This window comes from Dyella sp. SYSU CM1112 (genome assembly GCF_058216415.1).
The window spans coordinates 445,258-461,495 of record NZ_JBZEGI010000002.1; the positions used below are offsets into that span (position 1 = coordinate 445,258).

12 protein-coding genes are annotated in these 16,238 nt (G+C 56.5%); 4 read left to right on the top strand and 8 right to left on the bottom strand.

Going from position 1 to position 16,238, the window contains the following annotated elements; all coding sequences use genetic code 11:
* Positions 1-7: 7 nt before the first annotated feature.
* The 4 genes from AC4HNJ_RS05020 (at position 8) to AC4HNJ_RS05035 (ending at position 4,819) form a co-directional block, all read left to right on the top strand.
* Positions 8-772: an SDR family NAD(P)-dependent oxidoreductase gene (locus AC4HNJ_RS05020; protein WP_490478428.1), complete on the top strand. Its 765-nt coding sequence runs from the start codon at positions 8-10 to the stop codon at positions 770-772.
* Positions 769-1,659 carry an SMP-30/gluconolactonase/LRE family protein gene (locus AC4HNJ_RS05025; RefSeq protein ID WP_490478429.1) on the top strand — a complete coding sequence of 297 codons (891 nt, stop codon included), beginning with the start codon at positions 769-771 and terminating at the stop codon, positions 1,657-1,659. The genes AC4HNJ_RS05020 and AC4HNJ_RS05025 overlap by 4 nt, the downstream gene beginning before the upstream one ends.
* 12 nt (positions 1,660-1,671) lie before the next feature.
* Positions 1,672-3,126, top strand: a complete 1,455-nt coding sequence (locus tag AC4HNJ_RS05030; RefSeq protein WP_490478430.1) for a sugar porter family MFS transporter — start codon at positions 1,672-1,674, stop codon at positions 3,124-3,126.
* A 130-nt stretch (positions 3,127-3,256) separates the two neighbouring features.
* Positions 3,257-4,819, top strand: a complete 1,563-nt coding sequence (locus AC4HNJ_RS05035) for an RICIN domain-containing protein (RefSeq protein WP_490478431.1) — start codon at positions 3,257-3,259, stop codon at positions 4,817-4,819.
* A gap of 229 nt (positions 4,820-5,048) precedes the next feature.
* Here AC4HNJ_RS05035 and AC4HNJ_RS05040 read toward each other — a convergent pair whose 3' ends face one another.
* From AC4HNJ_RS05040 to AC4HNJ_RS05075, 8 genes are all read right to left on the bottom strand, one after another.
* Positions 5,049-5,756 carry a hypothetical protein gene (locus AC4HNJ_RS05040; protein WP_490478432.1) on the bottom strand — a complete coding sequence of 236 codons (708 nt, stop codon included), beginning with the start codon at positions 5,754-5,756 and terminating at the stop codon, positions 5,049-5,051.
* A 404-nt stretch (positions 5,757-6,160) separates the two neighbouring features.
* A complete protein-coding gene (locus AC4HNJ_RS05045; protein WP_490478433.1) occupies positions 6,161-7,027 on the bottom strand; it encodes a transposase in 867 nt (288 codons plus the stop codon).
* A 35-nt stretch (positions 7,028-7,062) separates the two neighbouring features.
* A complete protein-coding gene (locus AC4HNJ_RS05050; RefSeq protein ID WP_490478434.1) occupies positions 7,063-8,031 on the bottom strand; it encodes a hypothetical protein in 969 nt (322 codons plus the stop codon).
* A 444-nt stretch (positions 8,032-8,475) separates the two neighbouring features.
* Entirely contained in the window at positions 8,476-10,686 is a 2,211-nt protein-coding gene (gene dcp / locus AC4HNJ_RS05055; RefSeq protein ID WP_490478435.1) for a peptidyl-dipeptidase Dcp, read from the bottom strand.
* Between the two features lie 107 nt (positions 10,687-10,793).
* The gene (locus AC4HNJ_RS05060; RefSeq protein WP_490478436.1) at positions 10,794-11,906 is read right to left on the bottom strand and encodes a glycosyltransferase; all 1,113 of its coding nucleotides are present in this window, start codon (positions 11,904-11,906) and stop codon (positions 10,794-10,796) included.
* A gap of 162 nt (positions 11,907-12,068) precedes the next feature.
* The gene (gene hpnH / locus AC4HNJ_RS05065; RefSeq protein ID WP_490478437.1) at positions 12,069-13,211 is read right to left on the bottom strand and encodes an adenosyl-hopene transferase HpnH; all 1,143 of its coding nucleotides are present in this window, start codon (positions 13,209-13,211) and stop codon (positions 12,069-12,071) included.
* A 134-nt stretch (positions 13,212-13,345) separates the two neighbouring features.
* Positions 13,346-13,948: an isopentenyl-diphosphate Delta-isomerase gene (gene idi, locus AC4HNJ_RS05070; RefSeq protein ID WP_490478438.1), complete on the bottom strand. Its 603-nt coding sequence runs from the start codon at positions 13,946-13,948 to the stop codon at positions 13,346-13,348.
* On the bottom strand, positions 13,941-16,220 hold the full coding sequence (locus tag AC4HNJ_RS05075; RefSeq protein WP_490478439.1) for a hydroxymethylglutaryl-CoA reductase, degradative: 2,280 nt from the start codon (positions 16,218-16,220) through the stop codon (positions 13,941-13,943). Before AC4HNJ_RS05075 ends, idi begins: the two co-directional genes overlap by 8 nt.
* Positions 16,221-16,238 lie beyond the last annotated feature (18 nt).

Sequence of the window (16,238 nt, forward strand, 5' to 3'; positions counted from 1 at the left end):
ATACAACATGCCCATGTTTGCCACTTATCCCAGCCTCGTCGACCGGGCCGTACTGATCACTGGCGGGGCCACCGGCATCGGTGCCGCGTTTGTTGCGCACTTTGCGCAGCAGGGTGCGCGCGTGGCATTCCTCGACATCGACGAAAATGGGGCCACGCTTCTGCGTCATTCCATCTCTGATGTTCGACACGATCCCCTATTTATCCAATGCGATGTCACCGACGTGCACGCCTTGAAAGATGCCATCGGCAAGGCTGGCAGCTTGATCGGAACGATCAGTGTGTTGATCAACAACGCAGCTAACGATCGACGCCATCGCTTGCAAGACACCACGCCAGAGGAATTCGAGCAGAGCATCGGCGTCAACCTGCGACACCATTACTTCGCCACGCAAGCCGTCGTACCCGGCATGCGCGAGCTTGGTGGCGGTTCGGTGATCTGCCTGGGGTCGACTGGCTGGATGATCAAAAACGCCGGCTATCCCATGTACGCCATGGCAAAGTCCGCCGTGCGCGGCCTCGTCAATGGCCTGGCACGCGAGCTGGGCAGCGATCGCATCCGCATCAACGCATTGGTCCCTGGCTGGGTGATCACCGAAAAGCAGCGGGAACTCTGGCTGGATGAAGCCGGCGAAGAGGAAATCCGGCGCAAACAATGCATGCCTGGCTATCTGGCTGCAGACGATATCGCCCGTGCTGCCCTCTTCCTCGCTGCTGACGACAGCCGCATGTGCACGGGGCACGATTTCATCGTCGATGGCGGCTGGGCATGAGTCTTCAGGCAGCTTTGGTGCTCGATGCACGCAACACCCTTGGAGAAGGCGTGACATGGTGCCCGCGCAGCCAGTCGCTGTACTGGACCGACATCCACGCCTCCGTGCTCTGGCGTTATCGCCCCGTTGACGGCAATACGCAGCGCTGGCCGATGCCGGAACGACTGGCTTCATTTGCACTATGTCAGGACGATGGCTGGTTGTTGCTCGGATTGGCCAGCGGCCTCGCCTTCTTCCACGAGGAAAGCGGCGGTGTGATTCGCATTGCCGATGTCGAACCCGAGCTGCCTACGCGTCTCAACGATGGCACCTGCGATCGCCAGGGTCGCTTCGTGTTCGGTACCTTGCACGAACCTGCCCAGGGCGAAGCGCGCTACGCCGCAGGCGGTTTCTACCGGCTGGACAAAAACCTCAGGCTAGAGCAATTGCCGCTGGGCCCAGTCGCCATCAGCAACAGCATCGCTTTCAGTCCCGATGGCGCCACGATGTACTACTGCGACTCGATGCAACGCATCGTGCAACGCTGCAATTACGGAGATAGCGTGTCGGATGCTCGCGTCCACATCGATCTTTCACATCGTGAAGGTGAACCCGATGGTTCTACGGTCGATAACGAAGGCGGCCTGTGGAATGCCGAATGGGGATCGGGCCGCGTCGTACGCTATGACCCCCGCGGCAGAGAGGACCTCGTCATTACCCTACCAACCCGGCAACCGACGCGTGTTGCCTTCGGCGGCGAGCGATTGAATACGCTTTACATCACCAGCGCCCGCGACGGCCTTTCTGCTGCAACACTGATCGACGATCCGCATGCCGGCGGTCTGTTTGCCGTCGAGGTACCTTTCACCGGCATGCCTGAACCACGTTTTCTCGGCCGGCCCACGTGAGCCGGCTTTTTTATGCATCGGGAAGAAGATGAAAGCATCCGTCCGATGCGACCGACCGGGGAGTCATTCATGAGTGTCATGTCAACATCCGCGACCAACACAACAGCACACGGCAGGGCGACAGCCATCTTCACCTGCGTGCTTGCCGCCCTCGCCGGACTGATGTTCGGCTTGGACATCGGCGTCATTGCCGGCGCGCAGCAGTTCATCCAGAAAGATTTCATGATCAGCGACAGCACCATCGAGTGGATTGTCTCGATCATGATGGCTGGCGCCGCGCTGGGCGCGCTGAGCGCCGGCTGGCTATCCAGCCAGTTGGGCCGCAAGCGCTCACTGATTCTCGGAGCCGTGCTGTTCGTAGCAGGCTCTGTGGTGTGTGGCGTGGCGTGGGCACCTGATGTATTGATTGTCGGTCGCTTAGTACTCGGTCTGGCGATCGGTATTGCCAGTTTCACCGCGCCGCTGTATTTGGCTGAGATCGCGCCAGAATCGATCCGCGGCGCGATGATCTCGCTATACCAGCTGATGATTACCATTGGCATCCTCGCTGCGGCTCTCTCCAATGCTGCGCTAAGCTACACCGGCAGTTGGCGCTGGATGCTGGGCATCATTGCAATTCCTGGCGCACTGTTCCTGGTTGGCGTGGCCTTCCTGCCTGAAAGCCCGCGCTGGCTGATGATGCGCAACCGCCAGCCCGAGGCTGAGCGGGTACTGCATCATCTTCTCGGCAGTGAGGAAGCCATCGCCCGCGAGATCGGCGAAATCCGCGAGCAACTGAAGACACCGCAGCGCGGTGTGCACATGTTCTTCCAGAACGCGAACTTCCGCCGCTCGGTTGGCTTGGGCGTATTGCTGCAGATCATGCAGCAGCTCACCGGCATGAACGTGGTGATGTATTACGCTCCGCGCATCTTTGAGAGCATGGGTTACGCCACCGAAGCGCAGATGTGGTTCACGGTCGTCGTCGACCTGGTCAATGTACTGGCCACCTTCATCGCGATCGGCCTGGTGGACAAACTGGGTCGCAAGCCAATCCTTTACATCGGCTTCGTGGTGATGGCGCTGGGTCTCGGCGTGGTCGGCACGATGATGCACCTCGGCATCCACACGCACGGCGAGCAGATCTTCACGGTAGGTATGCTGTTGATCTTCATCGTGGGCTTTGCGATGTCCGCCGGCCCGCTGATCTGGACATTGTGTTCGGAGATCCAGCCACTCAAAGGCCGCGACTTCGGCATTGGCTGCTCCACCTTCACCAACTGGGCAGCCAATTGGCTGGTAGGCGTGTCTTTCCTGAGCCTGCTCAGTGGCATTGGCAATGCGGAAACGTTCTGGCTCTACGCCGCCTTCAACGTGGTGTTCATCGCATTCACGTTATGGCTGGTGCCGGAAACCAAGGGCGTCACGCTGGAGCAGATTGAGCGGAACCTGATGAGCGGCAAGCGGCTGCGCAGCATAGGCCACTGAATCGCACGTCTTCACTCGAGGGAACTCCCGGCCAGCGCCAAGCTGGCCGTTTCATCAAAAACCAGAATAACCATTCGGCATTGTCTTCAACACATCACGTTGTCGCGTCATGCGGCAGAGGAGATGGTTTATGAAATACCCGAAACGCTGGTCGGTTTGGAGTTCCCTGGTTCTGCTAGTGGTCAGCGCGTGGCTTATGTTCGGCACGCGACCGGCTCATGCAGCCACCGGAACGTTATTGACTGGTAGCACGCTTTATCCGCGCGTCGTTCGTCTGGAACACGGGCCGCCGTCCGTCAACGGTATGCTGGTAGCAAGCACGAACGGCATCATTTTCCAGAGTACAAACAATGGTGCCAGCTGGAACCTGATCGGTCCTGTGCCGACCATCAGCGGGAGCTCCGAATCCTGTTGTGCAACCCTGTACGAGCTTCCGCAGCAGGTCGGCTCGCTGGCCGCCGGCACACTGATATTCGCAGCGACCTATACGGTTAGCGGCACCCCGGCCATCGAGGTCTATACAAGCACCAACCAAGGCGTGACGTGGTCTTATCACAGCACGCCAGTAGAACGCGGCGACAGCTCACACGGTTTATGGGAACCGGAATTCGAAGTCGCCAACGACGGTGCCCTCGTCATGTTCTGGTCCGATGAGACCGATCCGTGCTGCAGCCAGAAGCTGGCGCAGATCCGTACGTATGACGGCCAAACTTGGCAGGATGAAACGAACACCGTCGCCAGTACCGTGCAATCGGACCGACCCGGCATGGCAACTGTCAGCAAACTGCCTGATGGGCACTTCTTCATGAGTTATGAGTTGTGCGGCCCAGCGGCGTGTACCGTGTTCTACCGCACATCTACCGATGGCTGGAATTTCGGCGATCCCAGCAATACGGGTACGAAGATAGCAACTGCGACCGGACAATATCTCGAGCACGCGCCGCTGAACGTCTGGAGTCCATCTGTCATTTCCAGCAATGGTGCCATCCTGCTTGTCGGACAAGTGATGTACGAGTCCAACGGCAGTGTGTCGACCTATAACGGTAAGGTGTTGTTCGTGAACACCAATGTCGATGGCGCCGGAAATTGGTACACCATCAACGCGCCGGTGCAGGTTCCCACTGCCTACAACAATTATTGTCCGAACTATTCGTCTGCACTGCTGCCGGCTACGGATGGCTCAAACATTCTTGAGCTGGCCTCGGATTACAATAACGGTGGGTGTATTACGTACTTTGGCAGTGAATCATGGAACAACCTGCCCGCCGATGGCTCGACGCATGTGTTCCATAACATGCAAGACACCTCCCTATGCCTGGACAATACTGGCTGGTCGACTTCCAACGGTACCAGCGCCGAGCTTTGGGATTGCAATAGCGCCCCAGTGCAGAACTGGATCGTGCATGCAGAAGGCGGTGGCTGGTTCAGCATCCAGAATCAGCAAACCGGCCTTTGCGTGGACAATACGGGAGGCAGCACGTCGCCCGGCAATCTCGTCACGCTGTGGGGCTGCGTCGGTAATGCCAATCAGGCGTGGCTGTTCATGGATCTTGGCAATGGCACCTACAAGCTGATGAACCAAGCCTCTGGATCGCTGATGCTCGATGACACGGGCGGCTCGACTACGGAAGGAACGCAGTTGCAGATCTGGACCGATAACGGCCTTCCGCCGCAACAGTGGCTGCTGGATTGAGGCGATCGCGCCGGCCCTCTTCTTCGGCCGGCTGGATCAGTTTCATATCATCTCCCTCCCCGACATGGAGTTGGGGAGGGAGATATACCCGCCCTGCAGGCAAGAACACCGTTGTGGTCAGGAAGAGGAGAGTCAGCCTGCGCCAGCGCTGCCACATCACCCAACCGCTTACCACCATCTATTGATGGGTCTTTTCCATGACGCACGCCACCAACGTCAGGGCATGCTGTCAGCGATCCACGTACTGGACGCTTGTCCATGTCTGGTTGACATATTTGTAGATAAGCGTCTGGCCGTTGCTGATGGTTGCCATGACCGGACCATTGGAAGAGCTATGCAGTTGCGATGATGCTGATGCATCTGAGTGGATAATGATCAACTGGTCGTCCACAGGGTGATCGGGAAGGTAAACATCTCGCCCCCAATTGCCGTTCTGCATCTGGTAAACAAGAAACCGCGGTGACCCGGCGATATAGGTTCCACCACTGCTGGGCGATGCGTAATTTATGCTTTTGCCTGACTGCGGCACCCAATAATAATCGCCACTCTTCGAAAACACATACTCGTCGTTGGTATGCAAGGTAATGTCTGTAAACATCTGCAATTTGCCAAAAGGCAGCTTCAGCTGCAGGGTCATAAACTTCGGATTAGAACCGTCATCCGCGATGGAGGATGTAAAGGTTGCCTGGGACAGGATATCTAGTGTCATCCCCTTGTTGAGGAATGTGGGGACAAAAAGATACTTGCCCCAGTTTCCGTCAAAGGTTTCGAACTTATAAGGTGAGACGCTCCCATCGCTGTCCAGTCTACAAGGCGGATTGCCGTCGGCGTTTGCACAGCCAAGATCATTGGGTGTAAAAATGCCGCCCGCTTGTGCGTACGCCATGGAGGAAGCTACAAGCGCCCCTATTAACGTCAATATGCCTTTGCAGTTCATGGCGAATCTCCTTCATTGACGGGTAACAACCCTGTTTATGGATGACTGCAGTCTGTCATAGGGCGGAACATACTTTCCGAGTATTACGGTGTTACGCATCTCTTTTGAGAAAAATCGTCTTTTAGTTCATGTGCTCCGTACTTTTAATCATTCATAGACGTAGCTTGACGGTTTTGCCGAAGCACGGGCTTTTAACCTAAATACGGCCCCGACATAACCGATGAATTTAGAGTCTCCAAAGAAATTCGAACGAGCCCCAATGAAGCAAGTGACCCTATTACCGTCAGGAGAACGTGAATAAACTGAGGCGAATTACTTTTAGGTCGAGCTGTCCGATGGCTTCAAACGCTTGTGAATTGAAACAGTCCAGCGATAGCAGCACACTTCGAAGTGTCCGAGCACATCTATACAAGTTTTTCTATGTGTGAGAGATGCACCTTCGCCCATTGTCGAAGTAGTGGTGGATCTCCCGGCGCAACCGATGACAGCACCTCGATGGCTTCCTCCGGGGTCTTGGTCGCATGCGCCAGAGATTTCAAGGCATAAAACCGCGTGCGCGGCGACGGATGCCTACGCGAAACATCGCGAATCAACGCCCTGTCTTCTTCCGCTCCACAATAAGCCAACGCCAAAAACAATGGGGCCGCGCCGGTTCGATTAACGTACCTACTCACGGTTGATGACGGCAGTTCGAACGCATACTGGTCTGCAACTCTTGTCCTCAACGAGCGTTCCATAATGTTTATGGATACGGAAAGTGACTGCGGCGGCGACTGGTCATGCACATCGTGAAGCGCGCGATACAGCATAATTTTTCCGTAGCTTAGGTCGGTTTCTTCCACGAATTTGAGCGGCACGTGCTCGCCGGGATAACCGACGACCTTTTCGTAATCGTATTCAAAGTACCGGCTTCGATAGCCCGGCCCAAAATACCCTAGGGTGATGAAATTGAAGTTATGATCGTGCGGCTGATAATAGGTATCGAGGTTGGCTTTGCTGGACATATGTTCCTGCGCGGAAAACCATAGACATGCACGTATGAAGAACGGCTCATTGCTCTTTGAATGCAACACGATAACTTGCGACCCATAATCGCTGTCGTCAGGAAAGCACTTGTAATCCTTCAGATAGCCCGCGAGCCGGTCCGCCAGAAAGCGGCGGTTATTGTGCAACGCTTTGAGCATAGATGCCGTGCTGGCTAGCGCCTCCTCGTCGCGAGGGTCAATATTATTTGCCTGAAGAAAGTCGACGACTTCGTCGAGGCTTGCCATGTTTTCATTGCTAGCGAGTAATGTCAGTGCCATATTCAACCCAGCATTTTCTTTGTGGCTTCGGCTGCCTTGATGACCTGCGGATGCGTTTCTCTCTGGAGTAAGGCATCCAAATGGTCATGGGCTTTCGATGGGTCATAATCGAGGATTTCGCGCATAGCAGTCCAACGCACGAAGTAGTCACGATGGTGCAGCAGTGGAGAAAGAGCACCCTCGACATCAATGTCACGATGAGCCAGTTTTCTAAGCAGTGGCGCCAGAAGCTGTAGTTTGGAGGATTCCTTATCCGCTGCCGATACCGAGGAAAGAAGGCCACTCACCATATTGTAGCGAGCGTTGACGGGGGACCTTAGCGTATTCAGCTCGATGGAGAGACCGACAATGGGATCTTCTATGCTCTCGATCGAGAAAGCAGACTTCCCGCCAGGAAGGAACAATCGCAGCCCCTCCTCGACGGTAACCAAATCGTCGGACTGGCACTTCATATCCGGACGTACCGCCGTATCAAACCCGATCGGCTCCGCCTGCCACTTTCTTATCTTGCTTCCTTTCCCGTGGTAAAAGCAGAGCAAAGTATCCTTGGCGGAAACCATCACGGTATCTGAATGCCGGATGCCAGGTTTACCTATCTTGTTATCCAAACCACTTTTGCAAAATAGGTTCAGGCTAATGTCATCGTCGTTGAAAAGACGGATGACATTGTCATCTGAACTGTAATCGCCACTTGTGGGGAACGGCATCTCGTAGAGCGAGCTTGCCAAGTACGCTCGTGCCTCGTATCTCAATACGCCCAAAATTTGTTCTTTGCTTATCTTTGCAGCAACATCAGTCATACATCCTTCTTCGTCCGATTGATGACCTGACACTATCGGCTGAACTAGAACCTCTTTTATGGAAGACACCAATTTTCTTTGGACGGCGTTATTCTCCTCTCTTAATTGATTGAGAAGATAAATTTCGAGATTATTCTCGACGCTACTCAATGCATCGTTATAGTCAAGCATATATAGTAATCCGCCTTGGATGGCATGCGCCGGATAATGACGACGCATGCCAGGAAAGAAGAGCTAGTAGGGCAAACTAACCAGCGCAACCTCCACGAGTGTATCCGAGGCATAAACCTCAACATCAAAATCAAGCTTTGGCAGTACGTTTTCTTCGTTTTGCATGTTGATCTCCTTGATATCCATCTGCTGCGAGGTGATGCAGCAAATAGATAGTTATCACACTCCATGCCGGCCAACAATTGGTTGAATTCTTTATTAAGACATTTCCACATCCTGAAGTGGTGTCATGCTTATTTTGTTTTCGCAAACAGATATGACCATGCCAGCTTTGTCAAAGAAGATAATCAAGGAATTGTCTTGAAGTTATCCAACACACCATAGCCACAATGCAAAAAGGCCGGCATAATGCCGGCCTTTTTATCCTGGTACAAACGTAAGCGCTTATTTTTTTGACGTCTGCTCAAGGCCGCGGTTAATCAACATCGGCTCGATGCTTGGATCTTTGCCGCGCCAGTCCCTGTAGAGCTTGTCCAGCTCTTCGGTATTGCCGCGCGAGAGAATCATGGCACGGAAGCGATCACCGTTTTCGCGCGTCAGCCCACCGTGCTCCTTGAAGTCCTCGAAGGCATCGTCAGCCAGCATTTGCGTCCACAGATAGGCGTAATAGCCGGCTGCATAACCATTGCTCCAGATATGCAGGAAGTAGCTGGAGCGATAACGTGGCGGCACGTATGAGAGATCCACCCCGTCTTTCTTCAAGGAAGCGGCTTCGAACTCATCGACATTTTCCTTGGGAGTGTCGGCACCCAAGGTATGCCAATTCATGTCCAACATGGCCGCAGCAACCAACTCGGTCATGTCGTAGCCTTTGTTGAAGAGGCGAGCTTTCTGGATCTTGTCAACCAGCTCCTGCGGCATCGGCGCACCAGTCTTGTAGTTCTTGGCATAGTGCGCGAACACCTTCGGATCGGTCGCCCAGTGTTCGTTGAATTGGGAGGGGAATTCGACAAAGTCACGCGCCGTCTGCGTGCCCGACAGAGTGGGATACTCCTCATCTGCGAACAGGCCATGCAGACCATGTCCGAATTCATGGAACATGGTGATGACGTCATCCATCGACAGCAACGCCGGCTGCCCCGGAGCAGGCTTGGTAAAGTTAGCGACGTTGTAAATCACAGGCTTGGTGCCGAGCAGCTTGGATTGCTGGACGAAGTTGTCCATCCAGGCGCCGCCGTTCTTGTTATCGCGCTTGAAGTAATCGAAATAGAACAGTGCCAGCGATTTGCCGTCCTTGTCGAACACCTCGAACACGCGGACATCAGGGTTGTAGACCGGAATATCCTTGCGCTCCTTGAAGGTCAGCCCATAAAGCTGATTGGCCGCGTAGAAAACACCGTTCTCGAGCACATTGTTCAACTCGAAGTATGGCCTGATCTGTGCGTCATCGAGGTCGTATTTCGCCTTGCGCACTTCTTCGGCGTAGTGCTCCCAGTCCCAGGGTTCCAGCTTGAAGGTAGGCTGCTTGAGGGCAGCCTGGTCCTTATCGATCTGCTTCTGGATATCCGCCGCTTCGACTTTCGCGCGGGCTACTGCCGCAGGTGCGAGCTTGCCCATGAATGCCAGCACCGCTTCCGGCGTCTTGGCCATCTGGTTCTGCAGTGCCCAAGCTGCGTAATTGGGAAAGCCCAGCAGCTTCGCTTCTTGCGCACGTAACTGGGCAATGCGCGAAATAATGTCACGCGTATCGTCAGCATCACCCTTTTCCGCCCGTGTCCATGACGCCTCGAATAGCGCCTTGCGCGTTGCACGATCGGTCAGGTCCTGCAGCAACGGTTGTTGCGTAGTGTTCTGCAGTGCCAGCACCCATTTTCCATCAAGATGGCGATCCTTGGCAGCTTGGGCAGCGACAGCAATGTCCTCATCGGAGAGGCCAGCCAGCTTGGATTTGTCATCCACCACCAAGGCGCCGTCTCTGCTTGCAGCGAGCAGCTTGTTGTTGAATTGAGCTTCGAGCCCGGCTTCTTCCTTGTTGTATTCCTTGAGCTTGGCCTTGTCTGCATCCGAAAGCTTGGCGCCTGCCATCACGAAGTTGCGATAGACCACATCGACCAGCCGGCGCGATTCCGGATCGAGTTTGAGCGAGTCGCGCTGGTCATACACCGCCTGGATGCGCTGAAACAGCTTGGTGTTGAGATAGATCGCATCCTGATGCGCGGCGAGCTTGGGTGCTTCTTCTTCCTGGACTTTTTGCAGGGTGTCATCAGTGTTGGCCGAGGTGACGCCATTGAATACGGCCAGCACCCGATCAAGCAGCACACCGGACTTCTCCAGGGCCACATAAGTGTTCTCGAAGGTCGGCGGCTCGGGGTTGTCGGCGATCTTTTCGACCTCAGCCAGATGCTGCTTCATGCCCTCTTCGATCGCGGGCTGGTAATCGTTGTCTTTGATCTTGTCGAACGGCGGCGCCTGATACGGCAGCGTGCTGGCCGTAAAGAAAGGATTGGGCGCCTGCGGTTCCACCGCTGCCGTGGAGGTAGCCTTGGCAGGTGTACTGCTGGAAGGCGCCGGGGCATTACTGTTGCTCCCGGGATGCTGGGAACAGGCGGCCAATGCCACGGACGTGGCAATCGCAAGAAGACGAAGACGAGGCATGGAGACTCCCCAGGTGATAGGCGTGAAAATCAGCCTCCGACTGTAGCCACAGCTATGCTATCTTCCAAGCCTGCCTGACGACATGGGGAGAGAGGTCCCGGGCCTCCTCAGGTGCTGTAGGTACGGTCCTTCCAACGCGAACGTACACCGCGCCAATAACGAATCGCCGAACTCCAGGTCATGCCGAGGTACAGCAGAGCACTCAACGGCAGCAACAAGGCCCAGGCCAGACGCATGTGGTAATAGTGCAGCATCGGCACGTAGCTCAGCATCATGGCTCCCAGGGCGATCACGCCCAGTCCCCAGGCTGAAGTGGAACCGAGCAGGACGAAGGGAACCCCATAAGCCCAGACAAACAGTAGCGTGACAACCAGAAGCAACGGCGTGGAATAGCCGAGCTGGGTGAAGGCGGAACGCGCCACCATGTCGTGGATCGAGCGCAAATTGCCGTAGGGTCTGAGGCTTACTACACCGCGACTCAGGCCGAGCCAGATGCGATAGCCCTCGTTCTTGATTTGCCTTGCCAACGTGCAGTCATCGATCAACGCATTGCGAAGACTGGCAAACGCGCCCGCGCGCTGCAGTGCCTCGGTGTCGACCAGGATGCACCCACCGGCAGCGGCTGCCACATAACGGAAGTTCGAATTGGACAGTGCGAAGGGATACAGCAGCTTGAAATAATAGACGAAGGCCGGAAGCAGCAGCCGATCCCAAAAGCTGGTTCGCCGCAGGTCCGCCATCAATGAAACGAACTGGCGATTTTCACGCTGTTTGTACGCCAGCAATGCAGGGAGCAGGGCTGGCTGCAACTGAATGTCCGCATCCAGCAGCAACGTCATCGACGTTTGCACATGCGCCCTACCCTGTTCCAATGCCCACAGTTTTCCGGCCCAGCCTTCCGGCAGAGGCAAACCACTGATCACTTGGGTATTCGGAAAGGATGCGGCAATTTTCGCGGTGTCGTCGCTGGACTGATCGTCGACGACGATCACCTGTAGTCCGCGCCCTTGAGACTGCAACCCCGCAAGCGTGAGGCCGATGACATCGGCTTCGTTGCGCGCAGGTATCAGTACCGTGACCTGGCTGAGATCGGCCGACTCGGCATGCGGATCGGCTTCGATGCGTTCACGCGTGCCCCAGGGTCGCCACGGCACAGCCAGCAATCCTACCCACATTAATGCCGGCAGCAATGCGGCAATCCATCCCAAAAGCCCGCTCATGATCCCCACGTGACGTGCGTTGTGTCTGAGCGGTGGTCAGTAGGCGCGTTGGCCAACCTGGACTGCCATCCGCTCAAGCAATGTGTTGCCGCATGGCGACCGCTCGGGCGCAACGCGGTGGCCAGCGGTGGATTTTAACCCCGACGCTGGCCACGACTGATGTCAATGATTCGCGTCAGTACCGGTTTCAGCACTGCGACGCTGGATCGAGCTGATCGGAATATGGATTGCGGTGGCATCGGCACGATTACCGTATTGCACCGGCAGATCCGGCGCCATCGGACCATCAGTGCGCGGACCGAACATCGACACCTTCAGCGCTTTCAGCGGATGCGCGAACATGTCGTCTACCGCCGTGCCCTCAAAACCGCAGTGCGCCATGCAGTTGTCGCACTTCGGATTGATGCCCACGCCGTACTTCTCCCACTCGGTGGTTTCCATCAATTCCTTGTACGTCTTGGCATAGCCCTCATCCACCAGCAGATAGCACGGCTTCTGCCAGCCAAAGATGTTGTAGGTGGGATTGGACCACGGCGTGCATTGATACGCCTGGTTGCCCGCGATGAAATCCATGAACATGGCCGACTGGTTGAACGCCCACTTGCGCTTGCGTTGCTTGCCAATCTTGAAGATGTCGCGGAACAGCTGCTTGCTCTCGGTACGGCCGAGGAACACATCCTGGCGCGGCGCATGCTGATAGCTATAACCCGGCGATACCGTAATGCCCTCGACGCCCAACTCCATCGCGTAGTCGAAAAAGTCGGCAACTTCTTCCGGCGGCTCGCTGTTGAACAACGTGCAGTTCACCGTCACGCGAAAGCCCTTCGACAGCGCCAGCTTGATCGCCGTCACGGCCTTCTCGAACACGCCGTCCATGCATACGGATTTGTCGTGCTGCTTCTCCAGACCATCGAGGTGCACAGACCAGGTGAAGTACGGCGACGGCTTGTACTCGTCGATGTGCTTCGGCAACAGAATCGCATTGGTGCACAGGTACACGAACTTCTTGCGCGCGACAATACCTTCGACGATCTTCGGCAGATCCTTATGGATCAGCGGCTCGCCACCAGGAATGGAGACGACAGGCGCATCGCACTCGTCCACCGCGGCCAGTGCCTGCTCGACACTCATGCGCTTTTGCAGGATTTCCTTCGGCTGGTCGATCTTGCCGCACCCTGCACAAGCCAGATTGCACTGGAACAATGGCTCCAACATCATGGCCAGCGGGTAGCGCTTCTGACCGCTCAACTTCTTCTGGACGATGTAGCGCGCGATCGTAGTTTGCTGAATGAGAGGGATACCCAAGGGATTCTCCAGAATGTCGGTACGCCCGATGCCAACAACGTCATCGGCGTGAAAATCTTACCTAGCCAGTACAGTATAAGCCACTTGCAAGCGTGGCCGTTATGTCCGCCACGCCTGACCGTTAATCTTTGGGCCTAATCTTTGGGCCGCGGTTCAAGTACATGCGGATAGTCGCGGCGAATCCGCGCCCACTCGATCTTGAACCAGGGTGTGAACGTGTCGGGCTTGGCGGTCATTTCCGCCTCAAGCGTGTCGGGAGCGATATAGCGCAGACCCGAAATCTCGTTCACGTTCACGGTCGGCGCATCATTGCTGCGCCCGGCGTATACCCAGCACAGCTCGTGCTCAGCACCGTCCTTATCGAATTGCGCCTGATATTCGAACTTGAACAGATAGTCCAGCGGACAGGTCAGTCCTAGCTCTTCTTTCAAGCGGCGATGGATGGCATTGTCGATGGTCTCGCCACGACGCGGATGACTGCAGCAGGTATTCGACCAATACCCGGGCCACAGGCGCTTGCCCGGCGCACGCTGCTGCAGCAGCAACTCGCCCTTCGTGTTGAACACGAACAAAGAGAACGCGCGATGCAGGGTCCCTTGGCCAACGTGTGCGGAAGCCTTGTCAAGGAAGCCGACCTCCTGATCATCGTGGTCGACCAGCACCAGCGGCTCGTCATCGAAGGACACCACCTCGTTCGAATCCCGCCAATCCTGGCGGTCCAATTCTGCGTTATCCAATGTCGACCTCCATCGCCTGATAGCCGGCGTCGCGAATCGCGCCAACCACTTTGTCGCGGTTCTGCGGGCACAACGCCACGATTGAACCGCCACCGCCGCCACCGGTGAGTTTGGCCCCTAGTGCACCGTGCTCGCGTGCAATCTGTACCAGCTCTTCCACTTCCCAACTCGATACGCGCAACGCATTGAGCAGGCCGTGGCAAATATTCATCAGATCACCCAGACGCTCCAGATCGTACTGCTGCATGGCCTCCATGCCCTGCATGGTCAGGCCATCGATCTGCTGGAAAATGCCATCGTACAGTGCGGGGTTGCGCTGCCATGCAGTGCGAACCTTTCCGACCGTGACTGCAGTGAGGCTTTCTTTGCCGCTGATGCCGATTACCAGAGGAATACGCTTGGGCATGTGCAGTTCGCGCACCATAGGTGCCTCGCCTTGCTTGCCTGAGCGTTTGTACAGCAGCGTTTTGCCGTAAGTCGCAACGGTATTATCGATGCCGGACGCCGAACCATGTGCCACTTCTTCGCAACGGAACGCCAGCGCATTGATCTCTTCGTCGCTCAAACCGAGCTTGTAATGCTGATCAAGCGCACGGATCACCGCTACCGCCATCGCCGCCGAGCCACCCAGGCCCATGGCGCGCGGCACATTCGGGAAGACCTCGATGCGCATCGAACGCTCGGTAAGTTCAAGCGTATCGAAAATGATGCCAAGCGAACGCTGGAACGAATCGCGGTGTGCGGGATCGCGGTGCAGGCGATATTCCACGCCCCACCGCGGAATGAACATATCGACGCCGCCGGACTTCGTATCCTGTGCAATCGCACGTACGGCAAGCGGTACTGGGGCGGCAATGGCGTGGCTGCCGTACACCACAGCATGTTCGCCTAGCAGGATGATCTTGCCATGCCCACACGCACGATGATCGATGGCCGGATGCTCAGGCACCTCGGGGGCGCCATGCGATTCCTTGCGCACTTGTTCAACGATCTCCTGCGCTTTCCATATCTTGATTTCACCGCTTTCGACCAGGCGTTCCACCACAGTATCGAAGATTTCCGCGGTGGCACCTGCGGCAACGGCAACGCTGCGCGCATGCAGCGTCATATGCCCCTGCTGGATGCCTTCCGTCACCAGCGCTCGTAGCGCGGAGAAATTCTGCGCAAGACCGACCGCGCCCATCACCTCTGCGAGTTCGCGTGCCGTCTTTACGCCAAGCAGGCGAAGATCCAATGCCACGGTAGCGTTCGATTGCAACGGACCGCCGACAATGCCGACCTTCATGGGAATATCGAGTTCGCCGATCAACTCACCCTTCTCACCCTTGTACCAGCGCGTAAGCGACGTATAACGGCCGCCGCGCGCCGCATACGCATGCGCGGCCGCTTCGATGGCGCGCCAGTCGTTGCCGGTCGCCAGAGCGACGGCGTCGACACCGTTCATGATGCCTTTGTTGTGCGTTGCCGCCCGGTACGGATCAATGCTGGCGAATTCGTTCGCGAGCACGATGCCATCACGCACCTCCTCCCCTTCGAACCCCTTGCCGGTGAGGTGCTCGGCAGGGATCACGCAGCGTGCACGCACCATCGAGCGATCAGTGAGATTGGACAGGATGCGCAGGAACACCCGGCCACCGGTCATCGTCTCGACCAGCGAAGCGATGCCCTCGCACATGGTGTTGACCAGGTTGGCGCCCATTGCATCACGCGTGTCGACCAGCAAGTGGACAACGAGCATGTCTCCGCCTTCGGGGCGAGGATGCACGTGCACTTCCAGATCCTGCGCGCCACCGCCGCGCGCCACCATCTGCGGATGGAGGCTGTTGGCGAGATTGAGCAATTCATCCTTGCGCTGCAGCAAAGTGGCTTTGGCGTGCGCCAGATGAGGTACGTCCACCACTTGCACCTGTCCGATCAGCACGGGTTCGGTGCTCTCTACCGTAAAGCCACCCGTACCACGGACCAGCTTGGCGGCCGACGAAAGCGCCGCAACGATGGACGGCTCTTCCACTACCAGCGGCACGATGTAATCCCGCCCGTTGACCAGGAAGTTGAGTCCGAGGCCGACCGGCAAGCCCATGACGCCGACGACGTTTTCGATCATCTTGTCGGCTTTGTGGATCTTCAGCGTATGTTCGCCGGAGACAAGCGCCTGGTAGTCCTCAGACGAGAGCCAGCCGCGCTCATGCATCACGCGTACGCGGTCGGACACTGAGAGTTTGTAGAAAGCAGGGAATCGGGACCGTTCGGCACTCGATGAATCGGCACTCATAGCCTTAAGCACTCCGTG